This window comes from Flavobacterium sp. I3-2 (genome assembly GCF_013389595.1).
Taxonomy (GTDB): Bacteria; Bacteroidota; Bacteroidia; order Flavobacteriales; family Flavobacteriaceae; genus Flavobacterium.
The window spans coordinates 439,526-460,747 of the sequence record NZ_CP058306.1; the positions used below are offsets into that span (position 1 = coordinate 439,526).

Sequence of the window (21,222 nt, forward strand, 5' to 3'; positions counted from 1 at the left end):
CAGGGATTATGAACATATTCAGTTTTACGGCTCATTTCGGTTCGGAGGAAGATTGTCGTTTGCATTTCAAGGAGCAGCGTGATAAGGAAGGGGTTGTCTGCAAGCGATGCGGGGGCACTTCCCATTATTGGTTACAGGGTAAATGGAGTTATGAATGCAAAGGTTGCCGTTTCCGCACCTCGTTGCGCAGCGGTACGATCATGGAGAGCTCCAAGCTGCCGTTTCTGGTGTGGTACAAAACGATGTTCCTGATGAGTTGCACAAAAAAGGGATTCTCCACCAACGAACTCCAGAAGCAATTAGGATTGAAGCGTTACGAACCGGTATGGGCGATGGTACACAAACTCCGCAGGGCGATGGGCAACCGGGATGCAAGGTATACACTGGAAGGGATGATAGAACTGGATGAGGGTTACTTTTCGGTGGCCAGTAAGGAAATCGAGCGAGGCAAGGGTACACGTGGCCGGGGAGCCGAGGGAAAGCAGAACGTTGCGGTGATGGCCGAAAGCACCCCGTTGGAAGATATCGAAACGGGCAAAAAGGAGAAGCATGTGCGTTATTTCAAGGCCAGGGTACTGGATAGCCATCAAAGTGAAGGAATCAACGGCGTGGTCAGGGACTGCATGGAGGATGATGCCATCGTATTTTCGGACAAAAGCACTTCTTACGTTGACATCTCCGATCTGGTGGAATTGCACGTCACCGAGAAATCAGACGCCAAAACCACCAAGGAAACACTCAAATGGGTGCATATCGCAATCAGTAATGCAAAACGGACATTGCTGGGCAACTACCATAAAATCAAAAGGAAATACTTACAGTTGTATCTCAACGAGTTTATTTACAAATTAAACAGACGGTATTTTGGAGACAAACTCTTTGACAGACTAGTAATTGCGAATATAACAGGTGCATAAACGGATAATCAGAAAAAATTTTTTTCATAAATGAATTATATTAAGTTTAACTTTATTTAACAAAATTTGTGCCAAAAAAAATTTAAAAACGATAACCTACAGAAAATTGAATTAAAGTGTTTTTTGCTTCCTTAAATTCCAATTCGCTGTTTAATTTATTTATCTCGTTTATAACAAATTCTGGACTTCCTTCTGGAATTAAGATTTTAGAATACTTATTATCTGCCTTATAAACATCTTTCAAACCAAGATAATATCTCCCAGAAACAAAAATTCCATTTTCAAAATTATACGAAAGCCCAAAAGAAACTCCGTAATCAACTTTGTCGTAATATTTTTTATAATCAGAACTAATATAACCATTTACATCTAATTCACGTTCAATTTCCGAAGAAAAATTCATAAAATACTGACGAGATTCATAAAATTTATATAAATCATAAGAACCGCTTGCTCCCATTAAAAAACCAATCTGTGGACCAACTTCAACAGCAATATTATCCTTTATATAATACTTAATCATAATCGGAACGTTCAAGTAATGTAATGAAACGTCTTCTAATTTATTTTTACCAATGACTTTATTTGTTATTTCATCACGTACTTCAAACTCTTTACCTTTGTATCCTTGATTCGAGTAAAGTAATTCTATCTGCAAAGCCACTTTTTTATAATAACTCAGCGGCATCTCTACGAAACCACCAACATGAAATGCAGGTTTCATTTCTTGTGTATTTTTACCAGCTGATAAATTACTCAGATTTAATCCTCCTTTAACACCAGTTACTGTAGGATTTTTAGGATTTGACTGCGCATTCACATTAAAACCAATCATACCTAAAAAAAATAACAAAAGTATTTTTACATTCATAAGCTATTTAGTTAAATTAATATTTTTATTGACAACAATGATACAAAAAAAAATTAAATTAACTAAAAAAGCCCTTCTGTAATAAGAAGGGCTTTTAAAATTATTGTAACAAATTAGAATTTGAACGTTAAACCAAACGTTGCAGCATCAAAAAAGTTATTGAAATTATTAATATTCATATTAAAATCGTTTTGCGCTTTTCCACCTTTTGGTTTAGTAGTAGTATAATCAACTAAATTTGCGAAAGCGAAATTAATAGCGATTTTTGGAGTAACAAAATAGTTCACACCTAAATCTAATCCAGCATTAACACCAGATCCTTTAGCTTCTAATTTTGGAGCATTAGCTAATTCAAGTGTATTTTTAGAATTTGCAAAACCAACATTAGCTTGTCCGTAGAATTTAAAACGTTGTCCTAATTCTAAGAAATAATAACGACCGAATACACCTACATTAAATGCATTTGTTTTATTAATGTTAGTTGTTCCTGAATAATTATCAATTTTAGTAGTTGATAAATCAAAATAAAGACCAGCAGCAAATTTATCGCTAATGAAATATCCAACTTGAGGAGTAAAATTAAAAGCGTTTTCTTTTATTTCAAGAGCTTTATTGTCTTTAGTTGAGTAACGAATACTTCCTTCTAACATAATGTCTCCTTGGTTGAAACCGTAACCTTCTTGAGCTTGCGCAGTATAACCTAAAGCCACAACTGCCAATGATAATAAAATCTTTTTCATATTTTTATATTTATTATTACGAGACAAAATTAATCAAATATTCCCTTACGTCAAAATTAAATTATACAAATTTTAACATAAAAATCAAATTTTAACAAAACTGATTAACAAATAAAATTATCAAAAACACAAATAATTAACATATAATATTTAACCACTATTTTTACTAACTACTAAAAATCAACATCTTATAAAAAAAACAACAGATAAATAATTTAAAAAAATTTACATTAATTTAACTTAATAACAATACATAAAACAAAATCAATTTTAATCGAATTGTTAAATCATATTTTTATTCTTTCATAAATCAAAAATTAATTTTTATCTTTATTATATAAACTTTCTAGAATGAAAATCATCATCATTAACGGTCCAAATCTTAATTTACTAGGTAAGAGAGAGCCAAATATTTATGGCAATGAAACTTTTGAAAATCATTTTACTTCCTTAAAAAAACAATTTAACAATATTGATTTAGTTTATTTTCAAAGCAATATTGAAGGAGAATTGATTGATAAAATTCAAGAAGTCGGTTTTGAATTTGATGGAATTATTTTAAATGCTGGTGCTTATACACATACTTCTATTGCTATCGCAGATGCCATTTCGAGTATAACAACACCTGTTATTGAAGTTCATATTTCAAATACTTTTGCTAGAGAATCCTTTAGACACAAGTCTTACCTTTCAAATGTTTGTAAAGGTATTATTGTTGGTTTTGGTTTAAAGTCTTACAATCTTGCATTGCAATCTTTGTTATAAAAAAAGGTTCAATTTTTTCAAATTGAACCTTTTTCTTTAAAAATATTTTATCCCAAGAAAGCTTTCATCATCCAGATATCTTTTTCTTGTTCGACAATTAAATCACTCATCATCGATGTTGTTCCTTCATCATTAATAGAAGAAGCTGTTTCTAAAATTTCTCTTTCAATAACTAGCAACTTAGACAACGAGTCAATAATTAATTCAACAGCTTTTTCATCTGCAGAAATATTTTTTCCAACAATTAATTTATTACGTTGCATATAATCATCAAAAGTATGCAAAGGAACACCACCTAAAGTTAAAACACGTTCTGCAATACCATCAATGCGCAATTGAGCGTTATTGTATAATTCTTCAAATTTTACATGTAAATCAAAAAAACGTTTCCCTCTGATATTCCAATGTAAACCTCTTAACGATTGATAATAAATTTGAAAATTCGCTAATAAAGTATTTAATGAGTTAATATTTTCTTCTGTTTCTTTTATTGGTAAGCCTAAAATGTTCATAAGTCTAAAAATTTAATTCTTTTTTATATACTCAAATTTACAAATAAATACGCGATATTTGTATAAATAAAATTGATAATTATTATTTAACTATAGACAAATTCTTTTACAAATGACTATTACGCAATTAAATTATGTATTAGCAGTTGCCGAACATCAAAACTTTACATTAGCCGCAGAAAAATGCTTTGTTACGCAACCAACCTTAAGCATGCAAATTCAGAAACTAGAAGAAGAATTAGATGTTAAAATTTTTGATCGAAATAAAAAACCCATTCAATTAACTGAAGTTGGGAAACAAATTGTTATTCAAGCTAAAAACATAGTCAATGAATCAGACCGAATCAAAGACATTGTTGACCAACAAAAGGGTTTTATTGGTGGTGAGTTTAAATTAGGAATAATTCCGACGGTTACTCCAACAATTTTACCTATGTTTTTAACGAATTTCATTAATAAATACCCAAAAGTAAATCTTATTATTGAAGAGTATAATACTGAAGAGATTATTTACAAACTAAAAAACGGACAACTTGATGCTGCTATTGCGGCGACTCCTTTATTAGAACAAGATATTAAAGAAATTGTATTGTATTACGAGCCTTTTGTTGGCTACATTCCGGAAGCTTACCGAAATGAAAAAACTGAAATGGATCCTGAAGATTTAGATATTAATGACATTTTACTTTTAAAAGACGGACATTGTTTTAGAAATGGAATTTTAAATATTTGTAAAAGTTCAAAAACGGATCCAAACAGAAAATTTGAATTGACAAGTGGAAGTTTTGAAACCTTAATAAAATTATCAAACGAAGGTTTAGGTGTTACTTTATTGCCATATCTTCATTCACTAAATTTAAATGAAGTTGATAAAAAAAATATCATTCCGTTTAAAGATCCAAAACCTTCAAGAGAAGTTAGTTTGATTTATTTTAAAAGCGAATTAAAATCTCATATTATTGAGGCTTTAAGAAATGTAATTTCTGGAGTTGTTAGAGGAGCAATTACTTTTCAGGACGTAAAAATCATAAGTCCTAAACTAAAAAAATAAGCTACTGGTAAGTAGCTTATTTTTAATTATAAATTTGATTAATAAGAAAAATCTAATTCTTGAGAATTTAATTCAGGTTTGTTTTGTATAAAATCCTTCAACCATAAATTAAGTTTTTCTAAATCATAAGGTAATAGTTTTTTTCTAGCTTTAATTAATTCTTTTTTAAATAGTTCCTTATCGAAACTTACGCTAGTTAAAACTTTAATTGCATAATTCAAGGGATCTACGACATTCATATTTAATCTATTTTTTATAAATATAGTATTTATTTAAATACACTAATTAAAAAAAACATAAAAAAATTAAAAATTCACAAGTTAAATTAAAATAGCTCGAGTCATCTCTCGCTTACCCGGAGGCCCTTCAAGTTTTTCGATTTTAAAGCCTAAACTTTTTAATATTCTATTTACCTGACCTTTGCAAGCGTAAGTAACTAAAACACCATTTGGCTTCATGGCTTTCTTAACTTTAATAAAAATTTCTTCTGACCATAATTCGGGCTGATATTGAAAACCAAAAGCATCAAAATAAACCAAGTCAAATTGATTTTCATAATTAATATTTTCGAACATTAATTGTCTTTTTATCAAACAAAAGTTGGACGATACAGCATTTTCATCTTCCCAATCTATTTGATGAATCTTAGAAAATTTTGATTCAAAACTAGAATCAAAAAAACGTTTATAGTTCAAACTATTCCATTCTTCATTATTTAAGGGAAATCCTTCAACACCTGTATAAACAACTTTTTGTTGATTTTTTTCTGATTCAATCAAAGTCATAAAGCAATTTAGACCAGTTCCGAAACCAATTTCGAGAATTTGAATAGTTTCTAATTTTTTTTGAAAAACAAAACGCAACCCGTTTTCGATATAAACGTGTTGCGCTTCTTGTATTGCTCCATGAATGGAATGAAAACTTTCACCCCACGCTTCGATTAGAATCGTATTTGAACCATCTTCTGTTTCAATTACTTTTCTTTTCATTTATTTGATAAATAATTTTTTAATTCTCGGAACTGGACCGCCACATTTTTTGGCATGACAAGCTAAACATGATTCAACCATTTCATTGAATTTTTCTTGAGCTACATCAGGATTATCATAAATTGCTTTTTGGGCAATGATATATTTAGTAGCTTGTTCTTGATAAAAGGTATCGTTATCAGATGGATCAGTCATCATTGCTGTATGAATATTTTCAAATTTCTCAGGAAATTGACCTAAGCTATCTTTGTCAATAATTCGTGAACGCAACTGTTGATTGTAGGCATACATTTGCTCCATCAATAATGCCAATTCAGACATTTCGTACATCTGAAATTTAGATTTTTTTTCAACAGTATCATTATTTACAGTCTTTAAATCTTCTGAATTCTTTTTCTGACAAGAAAACAGTAGAACAGACGCAAATAATAAAATTAAAACCTTATTCATTATTTTTTATCAGCTATTAAAACTCCATCAGCAATAAAACTTAAAGTTCTCTTTGGCTCAACAATACTATCAATCGCTTGTTGAGATTCACCTTTATCTTTTGCGTAATGTTTTAATTCATCTACCGAAACTTCAGTCACAAAAGCTTTACCTTCAACAATTGCATAATGTTGTTCTGCTCCTTCTTTTGGAACAAAAAATTCATAACCTCTAAATTTAACAAATGCATCTTTTTCATTTCCTAAATCCAAAGTCATCCAACAACCTTTTTTAGCACAAGTCGCATTAATTTCTGATCCGAATTTTAAGTTTAAAGTATCTCCAGGTTTTAGAGTTTCATATTTTGCTACCATTTCTTCTTTAGACAATACATTTTCTGCCGAAATTGAATCGCCAAAAACAGTATAACTTACTTCCTCAACAACCTCATCTTTAACAGGTTCCTTTTTATCAGCACAAGCAACTAAAAAAGAAATTCCGATAGTTAATAAAAATATTTTTTTCATGATTTTAAAATTTATCCTCGGCAAATATACATTATTTCAATTGTTTTAACATAGATTATCAGCTAATAAATTGCATTAATTAAATAATTATCAGCTAATTAATTAAATATAAATAAATTACCCAAACAGAGAATTACATTTAAATTATTCAAAAAAAAAGAGTTTACAAGTATTATTTTTGCTAATTTTGTAAAACTATCGTTTGACAAAACAACATAACTTATTATAAAATATTAAAAAATGGAGATAGATATCTTAAAAGACTTCTCTTTTACGCCCGTAGAAAAATCTAAAATTGACACCTTTGACTTTGAAAATGTTCAATTTGGCGCAAAGTTCACTGACCACATGTTGATTTGTGAATACAAGAACAATGCTTGGCAACAAGTTGAAATCAAACCTTATGCACCGATTCAATTAGATCCTTCTGCTCGTGTTTTTCATTACGGACAGGCAATTTTTGAAGGTATGAAAGCCTACAAAGACGTGAATGATGACATCTGGTTATTTAGACCAGAAGAAAATTTTAAACGTTTTAACAAATCTGCAGTTCGTTTAGCAATGCCAGAAATTGACGAAACGCGTTTCATTGATGGATTAAAATCGTTAATTAATATCGAAAAAGAATGGGTTCGTAAAGGTTTGGGTAATTCATTATATATCCGTCCATTTATGATTGCAACTGAAAGTGGAGTTATTGCTTCGCCTTCAAATGAATTTTTATTCTGCATTTTATTATCACCTGCAAAATCTTACTACGCTGGTAAAATTAAAGTTCAAATTGCTGAATATTACAGTAGAGCTGCAAACGGAGGAATTGGTGCTGCTAAAGCTGCAGGAAACTATTCTGCACAATTCTACCCAACTAAATTAGCTCAAGAAGCTGGATTTAATCAAATTATCTGGACAGATTCAACACATACAAAATTAGAAGAATCTGGAACCATGAATGTATTCTTTAGAATCAACGATACTATTTATACAGCTCCAACTTCTGATAGAATTTTAGATGGTGTAACTCGTAAAAGTTTGATTGACTTAGCAAAAAAAGAAGGCTACAACATTGAAGTTCGCCCTGTTTTAGTAGAAGAAATCGTTGAAGCTGCTGAAAACGGAACTTTAAAAGAAATATTCGGAGCTGGAACTGCTGCAGTTATCAACCAAATCGAAGCTTTCTCATATAAAGATAAGATTTACGAATTACCTAACATGGATGAAGTTGGTTCTTATGCTTTAGATTTGAAAGAAAAACTAACAAAAATTCAAAATAAACTTGCAGACGATTCTTTCGGATGGACAGTTAAGATATAATACTAAAGAGGTTTGCATTGCAAGCCTTTTTTTATTGTACTTTATAACGTAAATTTGTAAGCTAAACACATGCATATGTTTTCATCAGGACAAATTTATTTCGGAATTATATTCGCAATCGTTTTCATTGCTGTAATGATTTACACTTACAGAAAAGATTTACGTTTACATAAAACTTATTACAAAGGTAGCAGTTGGATTTTTCTTGGATTTTTAGGTTTCATTGGATTATTATTTATAATAAAGCTTTGGTTAAAAGAATAATTTCTATTTTTGAATTAAAAAAGATAAATTAATTAGCTATGAAAATCTTAAAGTACATTTTCTTTTTTATTGTTTTGACTGTTATTGCACTCACCGTTTTTATTGCAACCCAAAACAGCAATTACACTATTTCAAAAGAAAAAGAAATTAATCTACCAAAACAAACTATTTTTAATTATTTAAACGACTTAAAAAATTATGAACAATGGCAAGTTTTCAATGAGGAAACAACTACTTTTACTTTGGACTCTATTACCAAAGGAAAAGACGCCGAAATTCATTGGAAAAATAGTTCTATTAAAAATCTAAATGTGTATCCAAACGATAGTTTGATTCAAAATCTAAACCAAAACGAAATTGAATCAAAATTAAAATGGTCGTTAAAATCAACAAAAAAAGGAACTTTAGTTACTTTGAACATTGAAGGTCAAATGGATTTTATGACGAAATTTAAAGCTTTATTTCAAGGTGGAATCGAAAAAATTAACGGACCAATTTTTGAAAAAATCTTAAATAACATCAACCATCATATCATTGAAGAATACACAAAATTCAGTATTAAAAACGAAGGAATTGTACTGATCAACGAAACCTTTTTTATCAAACAAATGATCAGATGTACGGCCGAAAACTTAGGCGAACAAATTTTTCAAACGATGAAAAATATGAAAGTTTTTTGCAAAGAAAATGATTTAAAAATTAATGGAAATCCATTCACTGTTTTCGAAAGTATTGATTTTAGTTCTGGATTGATAAACTATGCGGTTTGCCTTCCAATAACTACAGAAATTTTCACCAACGATGCAAGTGATATTTCTGGTGGAAAGTCTGAAAGTTTTTATGCTTTTAAAACAATTCTTACTGGAGATTATTCGCATAGTGATAAAGCTTGGAGCGAAAACAAAAAAGGCATTACAGACAATAAATTAACGCTTAAAAATAGTAGTAAACCAATTTCTATTTACAAAAAATCCATCTTAGATTCAAACCGACCTTCAGAATGGATTACTGAAATTTTAACTCCAGTTAACGAAACTGTGATTTACATTCCAGAGGCTTCAAATGACAGTATAGCTTCAGCTCAATAAAATAAAAAAGCAACTTTGTTCTCTATGAATAAAGTTGCTTTTTTAATGCTATTTCAAAAACAATAAAGCCAATCAATCGACTGGCTTTATTTGTTATTAAGCTTCTTGAGAAACTTCTTCAGTATTTTGAACCGGTAAGTCAGCTTTCATTAAAAATGAAACAACATCCGAATTTATACTATTCATTGTTAACTTAAATAAGTTAAATGCTTCGAACTTGTAAATCAACAATGGATCTTTTTGTTCGTGAACAGCTAACTGCACTGACTGCTTTAATTCATCCATTTTACGTAAATGTTTTTTCCAAGCTTCGTCAACAATAGCTAATGTAATATTCTTTTCAAAATCAGTAATCAATGATTTACCTTCTGTTTGATAAGCTTTTTCTAAATTAGTTACAACATTGATACTTTTAATTCCATCTGTAAACGGCACAACCATTCTTTCGAATTGATTTGCATTATTTTCATAAACATTGGTAATTACTTTAAGAGCTTCAGTTGCACTATTTTTACATTTTTCGTCGTATTTTTTAAATACAAATTCATATAACTTATCAGTTAATTCAACTTCTGAAGTTTTAGCAAATTGATCTGCTGTAAACGGTGATTGAATTCCAAAATGTTTAATTAAAGAATATTCAAAGTTTTTGAAATCATTTCCAACTTTGTTTCCTTCAACTATAAAATCGCACACATCAAAAATCATATTAGCAATATCAATTTTTAAGCGATCGCCGTGTAAAGCATGACGTCTTCTTTTGTAAACAACTTCACGTTGTGCATTCATAACATCATCATATTCTAATAAACGTTTACGAACACCAAAGTTATTTTCTTCGACGCGTTTTTGCGCTCTTTCAATAGATTTTGTCATCCAAGAATGTTGAATTACCTCACCTTCTTTTAGGCCCATGCTGTCCATGATTTTGGCTACTTTTTCAGAACCAAACAAACGCATTAAACTATCTTCTAAAGAAACATAGAACTGAGATGAACCAACATCACCTTGACGACCAGCACGTCCACGCAACTGACGGTCTACACGACGAGAATCGTGTCGCTCAGTTCCGATAATTGCTAAACCTCCAGCTTGTTTAACTTCATCTGTAAGTTTAATATCCGTACCACGCCCCGCCATATTTGTTGCAATTGTAACAATTCCAGGTTTACCTGCTTCTTCAACAATTTGTGCTTCTTGTTTATGTAATTTAGCATTTAATACGTTGTGCTGAACACCGCGCATTTTTAACATACGGCTTAATAATTCAGAATTTTCTACTGATGTTGTACCAATTAAAACAGGACGTCCTGCTTTTGATAATTCAGTTACATCTTCGATCACCGCATTGAATTTTTCACGAATTGAACGGAAAATTAAATCTTCTTTATCATGACGAGCAATTGGACGGTTAGTTGGAATTTCAACAACATCTAATTTATAAATTTCCCATAACTCAGCTGCTTCAGTGATAGCAGTACCAGTCATACCTGCTAACTTACTATACATTCTAAAGTAATTTTGTAAAGTAACTGTTGCAAAAGTTTGAGTAGCTGCTTCAATTTTTACATTTTCTTTCGCTTCGATTGCTTGGTGTAAACCATCTGAGTAACGACGACCGTCCATAATACGTCCTGTTTGCTCATCAACAATCATAATTTTATTATCTACAATTACATATTCAGAATCTTTTTCGAATAAAGAGTAAGCTTTTAATAATTGTGTTAATGTATGAATACGCTCAGATTTTATACCAAAATCTTGGAATAATTTTTCTTTGCGCTCTGTCATCTCATCAGGAGAAATTTTCATTTTATCGATTGCTGCTATTTCAGAACCGATATCTGGTAAAATAAAGAAATGATCATCCATACCTTGAGAAAGGTATTTGATTCCATTATCTGTTAATTCAACCTGATTGTTTTTTTCGTTAATCACGAAATATAAAGCTTCATCAACTTTTGGCATTTCGCGATTGTTATCTTGCATGAAATGATTCTCTGTTTTCTGAAGAATTTGTTTAACTCCTTCTTCAGACAAGAATTTAATTAAAGCTTTATTTTTTGGTAAGGCACGATAAGCTCTTAATAAATTGAATCCTCCTTTTTTAGTATCACCTGCTTTGATCAATTTCTTAGCTTCTGTCAAAAACGTATTTGACAATTGACGTTGAACAGCAACTAAGTTATCAACCATTGGTTTCAATTCTAAAAACTCATGACGATCTCCTTGTGGAACTGGTCCAGAAATAATTAACGGCGTACGAGCATCATCAACTAAAACTGAATCGACCTCATCGACAATTGCAAAATTGTGTTTACGTTGAACTAATTCTTCTGGCGAATGCACCATATTATCACGTAAATAATCAAAACCAAATTCATTATTTGTACCATAAGTAATATCTGCTTGGTAAGCTGCTCTACGTTGTGGCGAGTTTGGTTGGTGATTATCTATACAATCAACAGTTAACCCGTGGAATTCAAATAATGGAGCGTTCCAAATACTATCACGTTTTGCTAAATAATCATTTACAGTAACTACATGAACACCATTTCCTGCTAGCGCATTTAAGTAAATTGGTAATGTAGAAACCAAAGTCTTACCCTCTCCTGTTTGCATTTCTGCAATTTTACCTTGGTGAATTACAGTTCCTCCAATCATTTGCACGTCGTAATGAACCATATTCCAAGTTAGCATTTTACCGGCAACTTCCCATGTGCTGTTCCAGATTGCTTTGTCACCATCAATTACAACATTGGCTTTTCTTTGCGAGAACTCAATATCTTTTTCAGTAACAGAAACTACTAATTCTGGGTTTGTAGAAAAACGACGAGCCGTTTCTTTCACTACTGCAAAAGCTTCTGGTAAAATAGTTAACAATGTTTTTTCTGACAATTCGTAAGCTTCTTTTTCAAGTGTATCAATAGAAGCATAAAGTGTTTCTCTTTTATCGATGTCAGAAGTTTTTTCTAACTCTTCTCGATATGATGCAATTTTAGCATCTTGATCAGCTCTTGCTTGTTTAATCTTATCTTGAAAATAAACTGTTTTTGCACGCAATTCGTCATGAGAAAGTGTTTCATAAGACAATTGGTACGAATTGATTTTTTCAACTATAGGTCTAATTGCTTTGACATCTTTTTGAGATTTGTCACCCACAAAAGCCTTTAGGATACTATTTATGATACTCATAAATACATTTTTTTTAAATAATTAAAAATCCGTTATATATAAACAAAAAAGCCTCGCTGTAAAGGAGACTTTTTCTTATATTTCTTTACTAATATTCATCCTCATTCCAAAGATAATCTTCGTCTGATGGATAATCAGGCCAAATTTCTTCCATTGATTCATAGATTTCTCCTTCGTCTTCAATAGATTGTAAATTCTCTACAACTTCTAAAGGTGCACCAGTTCTGATAGCATAATCAATCAATTCATCTTTAGTTGCTGGCCAAGGTGCATCACTTAGATATGATGCTAATTCTAATGTCCAATACATCTCTACTTTATTTATATTTTAATGCAAAAATAATTTTTTAACTTAGATTTCCAAGTTTTTTTTTACAATATTAAATGAAATTTAAGAACGCCTTAACAAATTGGGTTATTCAGTCTTTTTAGGAATCCATTTTACCTCATCTGCCTTCAAGTCAAAAGACAACTTTCGTGCCAATACAAAAAGGTAGTCAGAAAGACGGTTTAGATACTTCAAGACCATCAAATCTGTCGGTTCCATGTCATTCAATTCAGTTGCTAAACGTTCAGCTCTACGACAAACACATCTTGCAATATGACAATATGACACCGTTGTATGGCCACCTGGTAAAACAAAATGCGTCATTGGTGGCAACCCTGCTTCCATAGCATCAATTTCGTTCTCTAATTGAGCCACCTCTTCTTCAGAAATCTTTGGAATATTCAATCTTTCTTTTCCATTTTTCAAGATTGCTTTTTCTGGATCTGTAGCTAAAATTGCACCAACAGTAAATAATTTATCCTGAATATCAATTAAAACCTCTTTATATCGCAAGTTAATTTCTTGATCACGAATCAAACCGATATATGAATTCAATTCGTCTACAGTTCCGTAACTATCAATTCGTAAATGATATTTTGGAACACGCGTTCCACCAAACAAAGCAGTCGTTCCTTTGTCACCTGTTTTTGTATAAACTTTCATATTTATTTGATTCGATTATCACTTTCAACAACACCATCACGCAAACGAATAATTCGATGCGCATGAGCTGCAATATCTTCTTCGTGAGTTACTAAAATAACAGTATTTCCTTTGGCGTGAATTTCATTAAAAAGTGCCATAATTTCAATTGATGTCTTGCTATCTAAATTCCCAGTAGGTTCATCTGCCAAAATTATGGAAGGATGATTTACTAAAGCCCTCGCAACTGCTACACGCTGACGTTGCCCGCCCGAGAGCTGATTTGGATGGTGATCCATACGATCTGCCAAACCTACTTGCTCTAAAACTTCAGCTGCTCGTTTGTTTCTTTCCGATTTAGATTTTCCAGCATAAATCATTGGTAATGCGACATTATCTAACGCAGTAGTTCTCGGAATCAAATTAAATGTCTGAAAAACAAACCCGATTTCTTTGTTACGAACTTCAGCCAAGCTTTTCTCATCCATTTTACTTACATCCTTACCATTTAAAGTATAATGTCCAGATGTTGGTGTATCTAAACAACCCAAAATGTTCATCAATGTCGATTTCCCAGAACCTGAAGGCCCCATTAAAGCAACATACTCTCCTTTTTGAATCTCTAGATTTACACCTTTAAGAACATAAACCACTTCATTTCCTAAAGCAAAATTGCGCTTAATATCTTTAATTTTAATAATAAGGTCTTTCATAACCATTTTTATTTAATTAGTAGCAATATTCTCTTTATTGTTACAACCTTAAGAAAAAGTTTTGCTTTAATTGTTCTGTTCGTTTTGAAACTAAACTTCCTACATAAAAATCTACTAAAACAACAACATTTTCATTCGTTTGCATTTTTTTCTGAAGTCGAGAATCATACTTTTGATTACATACTAACAACAATTGTTTTGAATTCATGACATCAATAATTTCATCAACACAATCATTATAATTATTTTTCACAATTATTAAGTCTGCCTGAGAAATTGTTTCAGTCAAACATTCTTTGTATTCAGAAAATTCATTTTGCAATTCGGATGTAATATAAATTTTATTTGGCTCAAAATAATCTATCGATTTTAAAACCCAATTTACTTGTTTATTTCCAGACAGGTTTCTTGTTTCGTACAAACCTTTTGTCAAATAATTATACACAAATGGCGAATGCAATCCATGCTGATTAGATGACTTCAACCAAAATTTTAGATAACTAAACATTTTATATTTAATTTTCATTAAATTAAACAAAGATAAGAATATGAAAAAACATTGTACTTCATTTATTTAAAAAAGTCAATATGAATTAAAAACGAGATAGTTAGAAATTGAATTAAAAAAAGTTGATTTTTTTTAACTCTTTTACTTGCGAGAGTTTAAAAACGTGAGTATATTTGCACCGTTGAAAAACAAAACAAATGGCCTCGTGGCGCAACTGAATAGCGCACTTGATTACGGCTCAAGAGGTTACTGGTTTGAATCCAGTCGAGGTCACAAATTTGTTTTAAGAAAAAAAGGCCTCGTGGCGCAACTGAATAGCGCACTTGATTACGGCTCAAGAGGTTACTGGTTTGAATCCAGTCGAGGTCACTATTTTTTTTTCTAAAACATTTTTTTTATTTCTCAACGGCCTCGTGGCGCAACTGAATAGCGCACTTGATTACGGCTCAAGAGGTTACTGGTTTGAATCCAGTCGAGGTCACAAAAAAGCTATCGAATTCGATAGCTTTTTTCATTTAAATTGTTTTTTTGACAAAACTACAGAACCGCTTTATCAAAATGAAATGGTAAAATATTTCCAACCGAACTTGATTCTATCACCTCACCAACTCCACCCATACAAAATAATTTTATAGGATTTTCTTGTTTCACTTCATATTCAAATAAAGATTGACGACAAGAACCACACGGTGGAATAGGTCCGTTTGTAATTTTCAAATCCGAACAAGCAGAAATAGCAATTGCTAAAATTTTTTGATCTGGAAAATTTGCCCCTGCATAAAAAATAGCTGTCCGCTCAGCGCATAAACCAGATGGATAAGCTGCATTTTCTTGATTAGAACCTGTAACAACTTGACCATTTTCTAATAAAATTGCAGCACCAACTCTAAATTTTGAATATGGTGCATATGCCTTTTTTCGAATTTCAACAGCTTCTGTCATCAAATCTCGAAAAACTACATCCAGTTCATCAATTGAAGCATATACTTTAAAGTTTACATCTATTTTAATTTCTTTCATATAAAAAGTATTGAGGTAAAAAAATCCAAACTTGAAATAAGTTTGGATTTTATATCTTTTAAAAACTAAATATTATTTAACACTATTTTTCCCAAAATTAAAAGTTAAAGAAAATCTCAATGAATTTTCTAACGGATTCTGAGCAGCTCCAGTCGCAAACAAATACGAAACATCAATATTTACAATATTATATCTAAAGCCAGCACCTAAAGTAGCATATTGACGAGCTCCTTTCATTTCACTTTCATGGAAATAACCTAAACGAAAAGCAAATGAATCTTGATACCAATATTCACCACCTAGAGCCCAAGTAAATTCTTTCATTTCTTCGCTAAATCCACCTGGCGCATCACCAAATGAACTAAACATACCGCCAAACCAGCCTTTTTCATTATATTCATTTCGATGAAAATTTGTTGGCTCATTTGCATCTTGAACCCCATTATTATTAGCATCAATATAAGTTGGATACTGATGTGAAGGAACCATCAATTTAGTAACTTCACCGTAAGCTGAAATTTTATTATATTGATCTAAAATAAAATCATAACCAGCTCCTAATCTAAGATTCGTAGGTAAAAAGTTCTCAGATTGTATATCATCAGTATATTTGATTTTCGGACCAATATTTTGAATAGCAAAACCAGCTCTTAAACGACCATCAAAATTATTATTTCTCATCACTTCTGACTGATAATATCCAGCTATATCAACAGCAACAGCACTTGCTGACCCAGATTCATTTCCAGTAGGAATTTTTAAATTAGAATTGATATAACGTAATGTTACAGCTCCAGAAAAAGTTTCAGATAATTTTAAAGAACCAGACACATCAAGAGCCAACTCATTAGGTGAAACTTTAACTACATTAGAACCGAATGATTCCATTAAGTCAATATCTCCCAAACCAAAATAACGAAAACTTCCAGCAAAAGCCATACGATCATTTACTTTATTAAAATAGTTTAACTGCGCCAGAGAAATATCACTAGCAACACTTGCCATATAAGGTGTGTAACTAATAGCAAAACCTTGTTGCTTTTCAGAAAACGCATATTTAGCAGCATTGTGCTGTTGAGAAAATGCATCTGGACTTGTAGCAACTCCCATATCCCCCATACCCGCCGAACGCGCGTCAGCATTTATCAATAAAAAAGGCACTCCAGTTGTTATTACAGGATTATATAAATCTGGCAATGGAATTTCTTGTTGAGCATACACTCCTTGTCCTAAAATCGCACAAAAAGATAATATAGATATTTTTCTCATTCGTTCATTAAGTTAATTATACAAATATAATACAATCCTTATAAAATGACAAGCTTTTCGATTTTCTCTGCTTGCTGTCCTGTGATTGTAGATTTCACTTTAAGTTTATAAATATAAACACCTTTTCCAATTCGGTCACCAAAATCATCTTTTCCATCCCAAGTTATATCACGTGATAAAAAACCGTCGGAAGTAATGATTTGATTTATTGTTTTTACTATTTTTCCTGTTACTGTTAAAATTTGAACTTGGACTTGTAAAGGTTCTGCCGGTCTATTGTGTTGAAACCAAAATTCTGTGTAATTCACAAATGGATTTGGATAATTTAAAACACGGTCAATTTCTAAACTTTCATTTCCAGCAACAACAAATTCTAGATCTCCTGTTGCTAAATTATTGTAAACATCCCAAGCTTTGACTGTTAAAGTATGAACACCTTTTTCTAAATTTGTAAAAGGAAATTTAATTATACCTTTTCTAAAGTTATTCGATTCGGTTTCATAATAATCATTCAAAACAAAAGGCTCATTTTCGTTTCCATCAAGGATAGCAACCATGTCATGACCAATTCCACTTGCTGTATTCATTCCATTATCATCTTCTAAATTAACCAACAATAAAGGAGACGCATTTGTAATTCCACCAGAAATAAATGATTCGTCATTCATATACATCTGCAAAACTGGCGGATTATTGTCTTGAGCTGCATTTTCATTTACTCCACCAACTCTAATCACCTTATTATCACCTGTATAATCATCTAAAATCGTCCCATTTTTTAATGCGTAGAAACTCGCCTTACCTTCTCCAAGAGGAATTCGAATATCTTTTGGCACTACAAATTCTATTTCAAATTTTCCGTTTTCTACAGAAGCATTTCCTCTAAAAATAGTTTCACCTAAAGTTTTAAAATCCATAAAATTTAAATGACCATCGTTCCCTAACGTTCTGCGTTCAATATCTTTATCAAAAATTTGAACAGCCAAATCTCCTGTAAAATTAGTTAACAAATTTCCATTTTCGTCTGTTACTTCCCCTTTTAACTTTATTAAATCCAAAGCTCGCAAAGCAGGAGCTGTTGAAGAAATTGGAACTTCATTAATATGAGTCAATTCAACTTTAGGTTTTGGAATTGCCAATTTAAGAGCAGGATCACCTATACAGAAAACAACAGCCTTATCTGAATTTGCAAATTGATTTTTTGTTACACGTAATGCTTCACCAATAGAGGGATAATCATTAGAACTGTAACTAAATAAAATCTCGGACAATTTCTCAGTAAAACTATTCGCATTTAGAATTGTAATTTTACGAGTTGTTGCAATTAAACCAATTGCGCCACCATCTGGTTTTAAAAACAAACGTTCCCCTCCAGACAAATCATTCGGATTATCAAATCGCGTATATTCACAAGTAATGATTGCAAAGAGCGGAAGCCTATCTCCGTTTCTCAAACCATCAATATCAAAAGTTTCTAACAAACGTTCTTGAGCCAAGCCATACTCTCCTCCATGCCCTAGATAATTCACCATTAAGGCACCATTATTTATAGCTTGTATAAAATCAGCTTTTGCTTTAGGATAACGAGGACCTCCGGGAGTTATTTCTTGCACATAAGCATCTGTATAAATTTTAGTGACATTAAAAAAAGGTTTATAGGTCTCAAGCGTTTCAATCATTTCATTCAACGTTTCTTGAAGTACATAATCCCCAACATTATCAACATCATCTGCTAAAGCAATGTAATTATTTTTCCACCGTCCTGTATTATCTACTTTATTATAGTTAATAATTTTATCAATTGTTTGATTTGCTTGTTGCGTATTTCCAACTGTCATTCGCCCAACTGCAATATCCAATCCTGAATAATCTCCTCTTCCTATATACCCCTCATCATCATCCATCATAACAAAAAAATCATCGGTAACAAATGAAATAAGAGTGTGAAAATTTTCAATTCCTTGTTCATAAAGACTCAAAAAATAAAATGAAGGCACTTTATTTTCGTTGGACAATTCATTTACATAATCGTTATTAGTATCTCCAAACATATTCAAATATTTGACTCTTCTATTTGGATCTGGTGCATTCATATATACATAACGAACAAAATTTCTGATAGCCGCAACATCTTGTTGCCCTGAAGAAAACTCCTCGTAAATTGTATTGACAGTTACAACTTTTGTATTTAGATTTGAATTTGTTTTATGAAATTGAGCCAAACGTTCAGCTGAAGCACGTAAATCAGGTGATGTAATAATTAAGTAATCAACATCTCCATCAGCAAAAATTGTTCCTTTTAAATTTTGATTAGCAACCCTAGGATTACTAATTGGGATTGGACTATAATAATTAGCTGGCACAACTGCTTGATATTCTTTAACCTCACCTAAAAATGCTCTAAATGAAAATGCGTTCGATGAGTTTGAAGCTACATTTCTAACATTTTGATGATCCGATACATCCCAAACATTTGTTATACCACTTGCATTTGAGAAATTATATGAACCAATACCTATTTGAGAAGCCGCATCATTAACTCTAAAACCAAATTGCTTACCATAACCTTCTAATCGTTTTTTATAATCTAAAGCAATATAATCTAGGTATCCAGTAGCAGATGGCACTCCTCCATTATTATAAGTTACTCCTACAACTGCAGTATTTCCTGCTATATTTACAGTACTATTTAAAAAATTTTCATACCCATAATAATCAGAAGAAGTTGCAAGTAAACTTACAATTCCAGCATTTTGATTATTAACTGTAAATGTAAAATTCGATGCGCTTGGTGAACTCGCAGCAACAACAGAAGTTAACAAAACAGGTTCAGCATTTACAATACCCGGTAATTCAAAAGTGAAATTTTGTTGATTATTCACATTAAAAACCTCTCCAAACCATTTACGGCTTAAATTACCAATTGTCACTTTATTTTTCTCATGAAACACGCGTTCATCGAAAGTTGTATAGGTCATAGACACATTCCCTGAAGGTTGAGAAACATTTGAAATACGCTTCCCTTGATCACCTCCGTATGTAATGTAGTAATACGCATTTTCGTCATATACATTAATATGAGAAAGATTTACCTCATCCCAACCATAAATTCCTTTTCCATAAAAAAGAATAAAATCTGAATCATTGAACTGACCATCTCCTTCTCCTTCAACTTGAATAGCAATTTCTGGGAGATCGTAATATAAATTATCTCCATTTTTCAGAGGTAGTGGTTTACCGCCGTGACTATAAATTTTGATTGTTCTTGGATCAACTGATGCTGGAATCCCTAATTGTAATAAAAAGTTTTTATCCAATTTATAAACTCCGTTTTGGTCAATTTTGAATTTAAACCAATCACCTGTTGCCAAAACCGAATTAGCTGTGGCGATATCACGTCTTGCAGTATTGCCATAATTTGGACGATTTTGATAAGAATAATCAAATGAAACAATTTTCTTATAAGAATTCCCAGATTTCACAATAGGATTAAGTACTAATAAAACATTATTTTGTCCATCAGAACTTGAATTTTGAACAGAAAATTTAATCTCAGAAGAAATCTGCTCTTTCGCAATATCTTTATATTTATTCAAATCGATATTTTCGTAAACAACATTAGATATTTTAAATGATTTTTCATCAACAGGTTGACTTACTTTAATCAATTCAGAATATTTTATTTCTTTAGTAGCGACATTATAATAATAATTTTCTACTTGAAACTGAGGAGCAGCATTAGACGATTTCGATTTTAAATTAATTTCATTATTCCACTTTAAAGTCGATTTTCCACTTTGAGCGAAACCCAAAAAGGACAAAAAAAGCGAAGTAACTAATAATATTTTTCTCATATTTCAATGAATATATTAATTCATAAACATTTTTTACAGACCAAAAAAGACTCTATCCTGCCTTAATCAGTTCCTATATAACTAACTTATAAAAGTAAATATAAATTTCTAATTTAAATCAAAAAGAAGAAATTTAGTTTTTTTTAACACAAAGAATACATTTATAAAAAAAACATTCCTATATTTATCAACTCAAAAAATTAATAATACAATAAACAAACGTATTGAT

General features: G+C 31.3%; 21 protein-coding genes and 3 tRNA genes. 9 read left to right on the forward strand and 15 right to left on the reverse strand.

The genetic code is table 11. From position 1 onward, the window contains the following. Nucleotides 1–8: 8 nt before the first annotated feature. Nucleotides 9–917 (forward strand): IS1595-like element ISBbi1 family transposase, encoded by a 909-nt coding sequence (locus tag HW119_RS02120; RefSeq protein WP_005807145.1) that lies wholly within the window; start codon nucleotides 9–11, stop codon nucleotides 915–917. 82 nt (nucleotides 918–999) lie between these two features. On the opposite strand, the gene HW119_RS02125 is transcribed toward HW119_RS02120, so the two are convergent. Both HW119_RS02125 and HW119_RS02130 read right to left on the reverse strand, forming a co-directional pair. Next, nucleotides 1,000–1,788 carry a porin family protein gene (locus HW119_RS02125; protein ID WP_177761047.1) on the reverse strand — a complete coding sequence of 263 codons (789 nt, stop codon included), beginning with the start codon at nucleotides 1,786–1,788 and terminating at the stop codon, nucleotides 1,000–1,002. Between the two features lie 113 nt (nucleotides 1,789–1,901). Continuing rightward, nucleotides 1,902–2,528, reverse strand: a complete 627-nt coding sequence (locus tag HW119_RS02130) for an OmpW family outer membrane protein (protein WP_177761048.1) — start codon at nucleotides 2,526–2,528, stop codon at nucleotides 1,902–1,904. 351 nt (nucleotides 2,529–2,879) lie between these two features. Here HW119_RS02130 and aroQ point away from each other — a divergent pair, with 351 nt between their 5' ends. Then, the gene (gene aroQ, locus HW119_RS02135) at nucleotides 2,880–3,293 is read left to right on the forward strand and encodes a type II 3-dehydroquinate dehydratase (RefSeq protein ID WP_177761049.1); all 414 of its coding nucleotides are present in this window, start codon (nucleotides 2,880–2,882) and stop codon (nucleotides 3,291–3,293) included. Between the two features lie 47 nt (nucleotides 3,294–3,340). On the opposite strand, the gene HW119_RS02140 is transcribed toward aroQ, so the two are convergent. After that, entirely contained in the window at nucleotides 3,341–3,805 is a 465-nt protein-coding gene (locus tag HW119_RS02140; protein ID WP_177761050.1) for a Dps family protein, read from the reverse strand. Between the two features lie 112 nt (nucleotides 3,806–3,917). Here HW119_RS02140 and HW119_RS02145 point away from each other — a divergent pair, with 112 nt between their 5' ends. Next, nucleotides 3,918–4,856, forward strand: coding sequence for a LysR substrate-binding domain-containing protein (locus tag HW119_RS02145; protein ID WP_177761051.1), 939 nt, complete (start codon nucleotides 3,918–3,920; stop codon nucleotides 4,854–4,856). 38 nt (nucleotides 4,857–4,894) lie between these two features. On the opposite strand, the gene HW119_RS02150 is transcribed toward HW119_RS02145, so the two are convergent. The 4 genes from HW119_RS02150 to HW119_RS02165 form a co-directional block, all read right to left on the reverse strand. After that, nucleotides 4,895–5,095, reverse strand: a complete 201-nt coding sequence (locus HW119_RS02150; protein ID WP_177761052.1) for a hypothetical protein — start codon at nucleotides 5,093–5,095, stop codon at nucleotides 4,895–4,897. 81 nt (nucleotides 5,096–5,176) lie between these two features. After that, nucleotides 5,177–5,845: a tRNA (5-methylaminomethyl-2-thiouridine)(34)-methyltransferase MnmD gene (gene mnmD, locus HW119_RS02155; protein ID WP_177761053.1), complete on the reverse strand. Its 669-nt coding sequence runs from the start codon at nucleotides 5,843–5,845 to the stop codon at nucleotides 5,177–5,179. Continuing rightward, a complete protein-coding gene (locus tag HW119_RS02160) occupies nucleotides 5,846–6,295 on the reverse strand; it encodes a hypothetical protein (RefSeq protein ID WP_177761054.1) in 450 nt (149 codons plus the stop codon). It abuts the gene before it with no gap. Further along, nucleotides 6,295–6,801, reverse strand: coding sequence for a DUF4920 domain-containing protein (locus HW119_RS02165; RefSeq protein ID WP_177761055.1), 507 nt, complete (start codon nucleotides 6,799–6,801; stop codon nucleotides 6,295–6,297). Before HW119_RS02165 ends, HW119_RS02160 begins: the two co-directional genes overlap by 1 nt. A 240-nt stretch (nucleotides 6,802–7,041) precedes the next feature. Between HW119_RS02165 and HW119_RS02170 the strand changes: the two genes are divergently transcribed. The 3 genes from HW119_RS02170 (at nucleotide 7,042) to HW119_RS02180 (ending at nucleotide 9,464) form a co-directional block, all read left to right on the forward strand. Beyond that, nucleotides 7,042–8,112 (forward strand): branched-chain amino acid aminotransferase, encoded by a 1,071-nt coding sequence (locus HW119_RS02170; protein WP_177761056.1) that lies wholly within the window; start codon nucleotides 7,042–7,044, stop codon nucleotides 8,110–8,112. A gap of 75 nt (nucleotides 8,113–8,187) precedes the next feature. Then, nucleotides 8,188–8,376, forward strand: a complete 189-nt coding sequence (locus HW119_RS02175; RefSeq protein WP_177761057.1) for a hypothetical protein — start codon at nucleotides 8,188–8,190, stop codon at nucleotides 8,374–8,376. Nucleotides 8,377–8,414: 38 nt separating this feature from the next. Then, the gene (locus HW119_RS02180) at nucleotides 8,415–9,464 is read left to right on the forward strand and encodes a hypothetical protein (protein WP_177761058.1); all 1,050 of its coding nucleotides are present in this window, start codon (nucleotides 8,415–8,417) and stop codon (nucleotides 9,462–9,464) included. Between the two features lie 96 nt (nucleotides 9,465–9,560). Here HW119_RS02180 and secA read toward each other — a convergent pair whose 3' ends face one another. The 5 genes from secA to HW119_RS02205 all read right to left on the reverse strand — a co-directional run bounded on the left by secA (nucleotide 9,561) and on the right by HW119_RS02205 (nucleotide 14,850). After that, nucleotides 9,561–12,659 carry a preprotein translocase subunit SecA gene (gene secA / locus HW119_RS02185; protein ID WP_177761059.1) on the reverse strand — a complete coding sequence of 1,033 codons (3,099 nt, stop codon included), beginning with the start codon at nucleotides 12,657–12,659 and terminating at the stop codon, nucleotides 9,561–9,563. 88 nt (nucleotides 12,660–12,747) lie between these two features. Then, nucleotides 12,748–12,969 (reverse strand): DUF2795 domain-containing protein, encoded by a 222-nt coding sequence (locus HW119_RS02190; protein ID WP_014166495.1) that lies wholly within the window; start codon nucleotides 12,967–12,969, stop codon nucleotides 12,748–12,750. Nucleotides 12,970–13,074: 105 nt separating this feature from the next. Next, nucleotides 13,075–13,650: a cob(I)yrinic acid a,c-diamide adenosyltransferase gene (locus tag HW119_RS02195; RefSeq protein ID WP_177761060.1), complete on the reverse strand. Its 576-nt coding sequence runs from the start codon at nucleotides 13,648–13,650 to the stop codon at nucleotides 13,075–13,077. 2 nt (nucleotides 13,651–13,652) lie between these two features. Next, entirely contained in the window at nucleotides 13,653–14,342 is a 690-nt protein-coding gene (locus HW119_RS02200; RefSeq protein ID WP_177761061.1) for an ABC transporter ATP-binding protein, read from the reverse strand. A gap of 40 nt (nucleotides 14,343–14,382) precedes the next feature. After that, a complete protein-coding gene (locus HW119_RS02205; RefSeq protein ID WP_177761062.1) occupies nucleotides 14,383–14,850 on the reverse strand; it encodes a hypothetical protein in 468 nt (155 codons plus the stop codon). A gap of 199 nt (nucleotides 14,851–15,049) precedes the next feature. On the opposite strand from HW119_RS02205, the gene HW119_RS02210 reads away from it, so the two are divergent. The 3 genes from HW119_RS02210 to HW119_RS02220 all read left to right on the forward strand — a co-directional run bounded on the left by HW119_RS02210 (nucleotide 15,050) and on the right by HW119_RS02220 (nucleotide 15,331). Next, nucleotides 15,050–15,123 (forward strand) — tRNA-Arg (locus HW119_RS02210). A 22-nt stretch (nucleotides 15,124–15,145) separates the two neighbouring features. Beyond that, nucleotides 15,146–15,219, forward strand: a tRNA-Arg gene (locus tag HW119_RS02215). A 38-nt stretch (nucleotides 15,220–15,257) separates the two neighbouring features. Beyond that, a tRNA-Arg gene (locus HW119_RS02220) sits at nucleotides 15,258–15,331 on the forward strand. 56 nt (nucleotides 15,332–15,387) lie between these two features. On the opposite strand, the gene cdd is transcribed toward HW119_RS02220, so the two are convergent. The 3 genes from cdd to porU all read right to left on the reverse strand — a co-directional run bounded on the left by cdd (nucleotide 15,388) and on the right by porU (nucleotide 20,993). Next, nucleotides 15,388–15,870 (reverse strand): cytidine deaminase, encoded by a 483-nt coding sequence (gene cdd, locus HW119_RS02225; protein ID WP_177761063.1) that lies wholly within the window; start codon nucleotides 15,868–15,870, stop codon nucleotides 15,388–15,390. 72 nt (nucleotides 15,871–15,942) lie between these two features. After that, nucleotides 15,943–17,139, reverse strand: a complete 1,197-nt coding sequence (porV, locus tag HW119_RS02230) for a type IX secretion system outer membrane channel protein PorV (protein ID WP_177761064.1) — start codon at nucleotides 17,137–17,139, stop codon at nucleotides 15,943–15,945. A 38-nt stretch (nucleotides 17,140–17,177) separates the two neighbouring features. Next, nucleotides 17,178–20,993, reverse strand: coding sequence for a type IX secretion system sortase PorU (porU, locus tag HW119_RS02235; protein ID WP_177761065.1), 3,816 nt, complete (start codon nucleotides 20,991–20,993; stop codon nucleotides 17,178–17,180). Between the last annotated feature and the right edge of the window lie 229 nt (nucleotides 20,994–21,222).

Bases quoted from the DNA above. Each gene is read 5' to 3' on its own strand.
- HW119_RS02165 (WP_177761055.1), bottom strand. From the start codon at position 6,801: ATGAAAAAAATATTTTTATTAACTATCGGAATTTCTTTTTTAGTTGCT.
- HW119_RS02170 (WP_177761056.1), top strand. From the start codon at position 7,042: ATGGAGATAGATATCTTAAAAGACTTCTCTTTTACGCCCGTAGAAAAA.
- HW119_RS02195 (WP_177761060.1), bottom strand. From the start codon at position 13,650: ATGAAAGTTTATACAAAAACAGGTGACAAAGGAACGACTGCTTTGTTT.
- secA (WP_177761059.1), bottom strand. From the start codon at position 12,659: ATGAGTATCATAAATAGTATCCTAAAGGCTTTTGTGGGTGACAAATCT.
- HW119_RS02150 (WP_177761052.1), bottom strand. From the start codon at position 5,095: ATGAATGTCGTAGATCCCTTGAATTATGCAATTAAAGTTTTAACTAGC.
- aroQ (WP_177761049.1), top strand. From the start codon at position 2,880: ATGAAAATCATCATCATTAACGGTCCAAATCTTAATTTACTAGGTAAG.
- HW119_RS02190 (WP_014166495.1), bottom strand. From the start codon at position 12,969: ATGTATTGGACATTAGAATTAGCATCATATCTAAGTGATGCACCTTGG.
- HW119_RS02200 (WP_177761061.1), bottom strand. From the start codon at position 14,342: ATGAAAGACCTTATTATTAAAATTAAAGATATTAAGCGCAATTTTGCT.
- HW119_RS02120 (WP_005807145.1), top strand. From the start codon at position 9: ATGAACATATTCAGTTTTACGGCTCATTTCGGTTCGGAGGAAGATTGT.
- mnmD (WP_177761053.1), bottom strand. From the start codon at position 5,845: ATGAAAAGAAAAGTAATTGAAACAGAAGATGGTTCAAATACGATTCTA.
- HW119_RS02205 (WP_177761062.1), bottom strand. From the start codon at position 14,850: ATGTTTAGTTATCTAAAATTTTGGTTGAAGTCATCTAATCAGCATGGA.
- HW119_RS02175 (WP_177761057.1), top strand. From the start codon at position 8,188: ATGTTTTCATCAGGACAAATTTATTTCGGAATTATATTCGCAATCGTT.
- HW119_RS02180 (WP_177761058.1), top strand. From the start codon at position 8,415: ATGAAAATCTTAAAGTACATTTTCTTTTTTATTGTTTTGACTGTTATT.
- porU (WP_177761065.1), bottom strand. From the start codon at position 20,993: ATGAGAAAAATATTATTAGTTACTTCGCTTTTTTTGTCCTTTTTGGGT.
- HW119_RS02130 (WP_177761048.1), bottom strand. From the start codon at position 2,528: ATGAAAAAGATTTTATTATCATTGGCAGTTGTGGCTTTAGGTTATACT.
- HW119_RS02125 (WP_177761047.1), bottom strand. From the start codon at position 1,788: ATGAATGTAAAAATACTTTTGTTATTTTTTTTAGGTATGATTGGTTTT.
- porV (WP_177761064.1), bottom strand. From the start codon at position 17,139: ATGAGAAAAATATCTATATTATCTTTTTGTGCGATTTTAGGACAAGGA.
- HW119_RS02145 (WP_177761051.1), top strand. From the start codon at position 3,918: ATGACTATTACGCAATTAAATTATGTATTAGCAGTTGCCGAACATCAA.
- HW119_RS02160 (WP_177761054.1), bottom strand. From the start codon at position 6,295: ATGAATAAGGTTTTAATTTTATTATTTGCGTCTGTTCTACTGTTTTCT.
- cdd (WP_177761063.1), bottom strand. From the start codon at position 15,870: ATGAAAGAAATTAAAATAGATGTAAACTTTAAAGTATATGCTTCAATT.
- HW119_RS02140 (WP_177761050.1), bottom strand. From the start codon at position 3,805: ATGAACATTTTAGGCTTACCAATAAAAGAAACAGAAGAAAATATTAAC.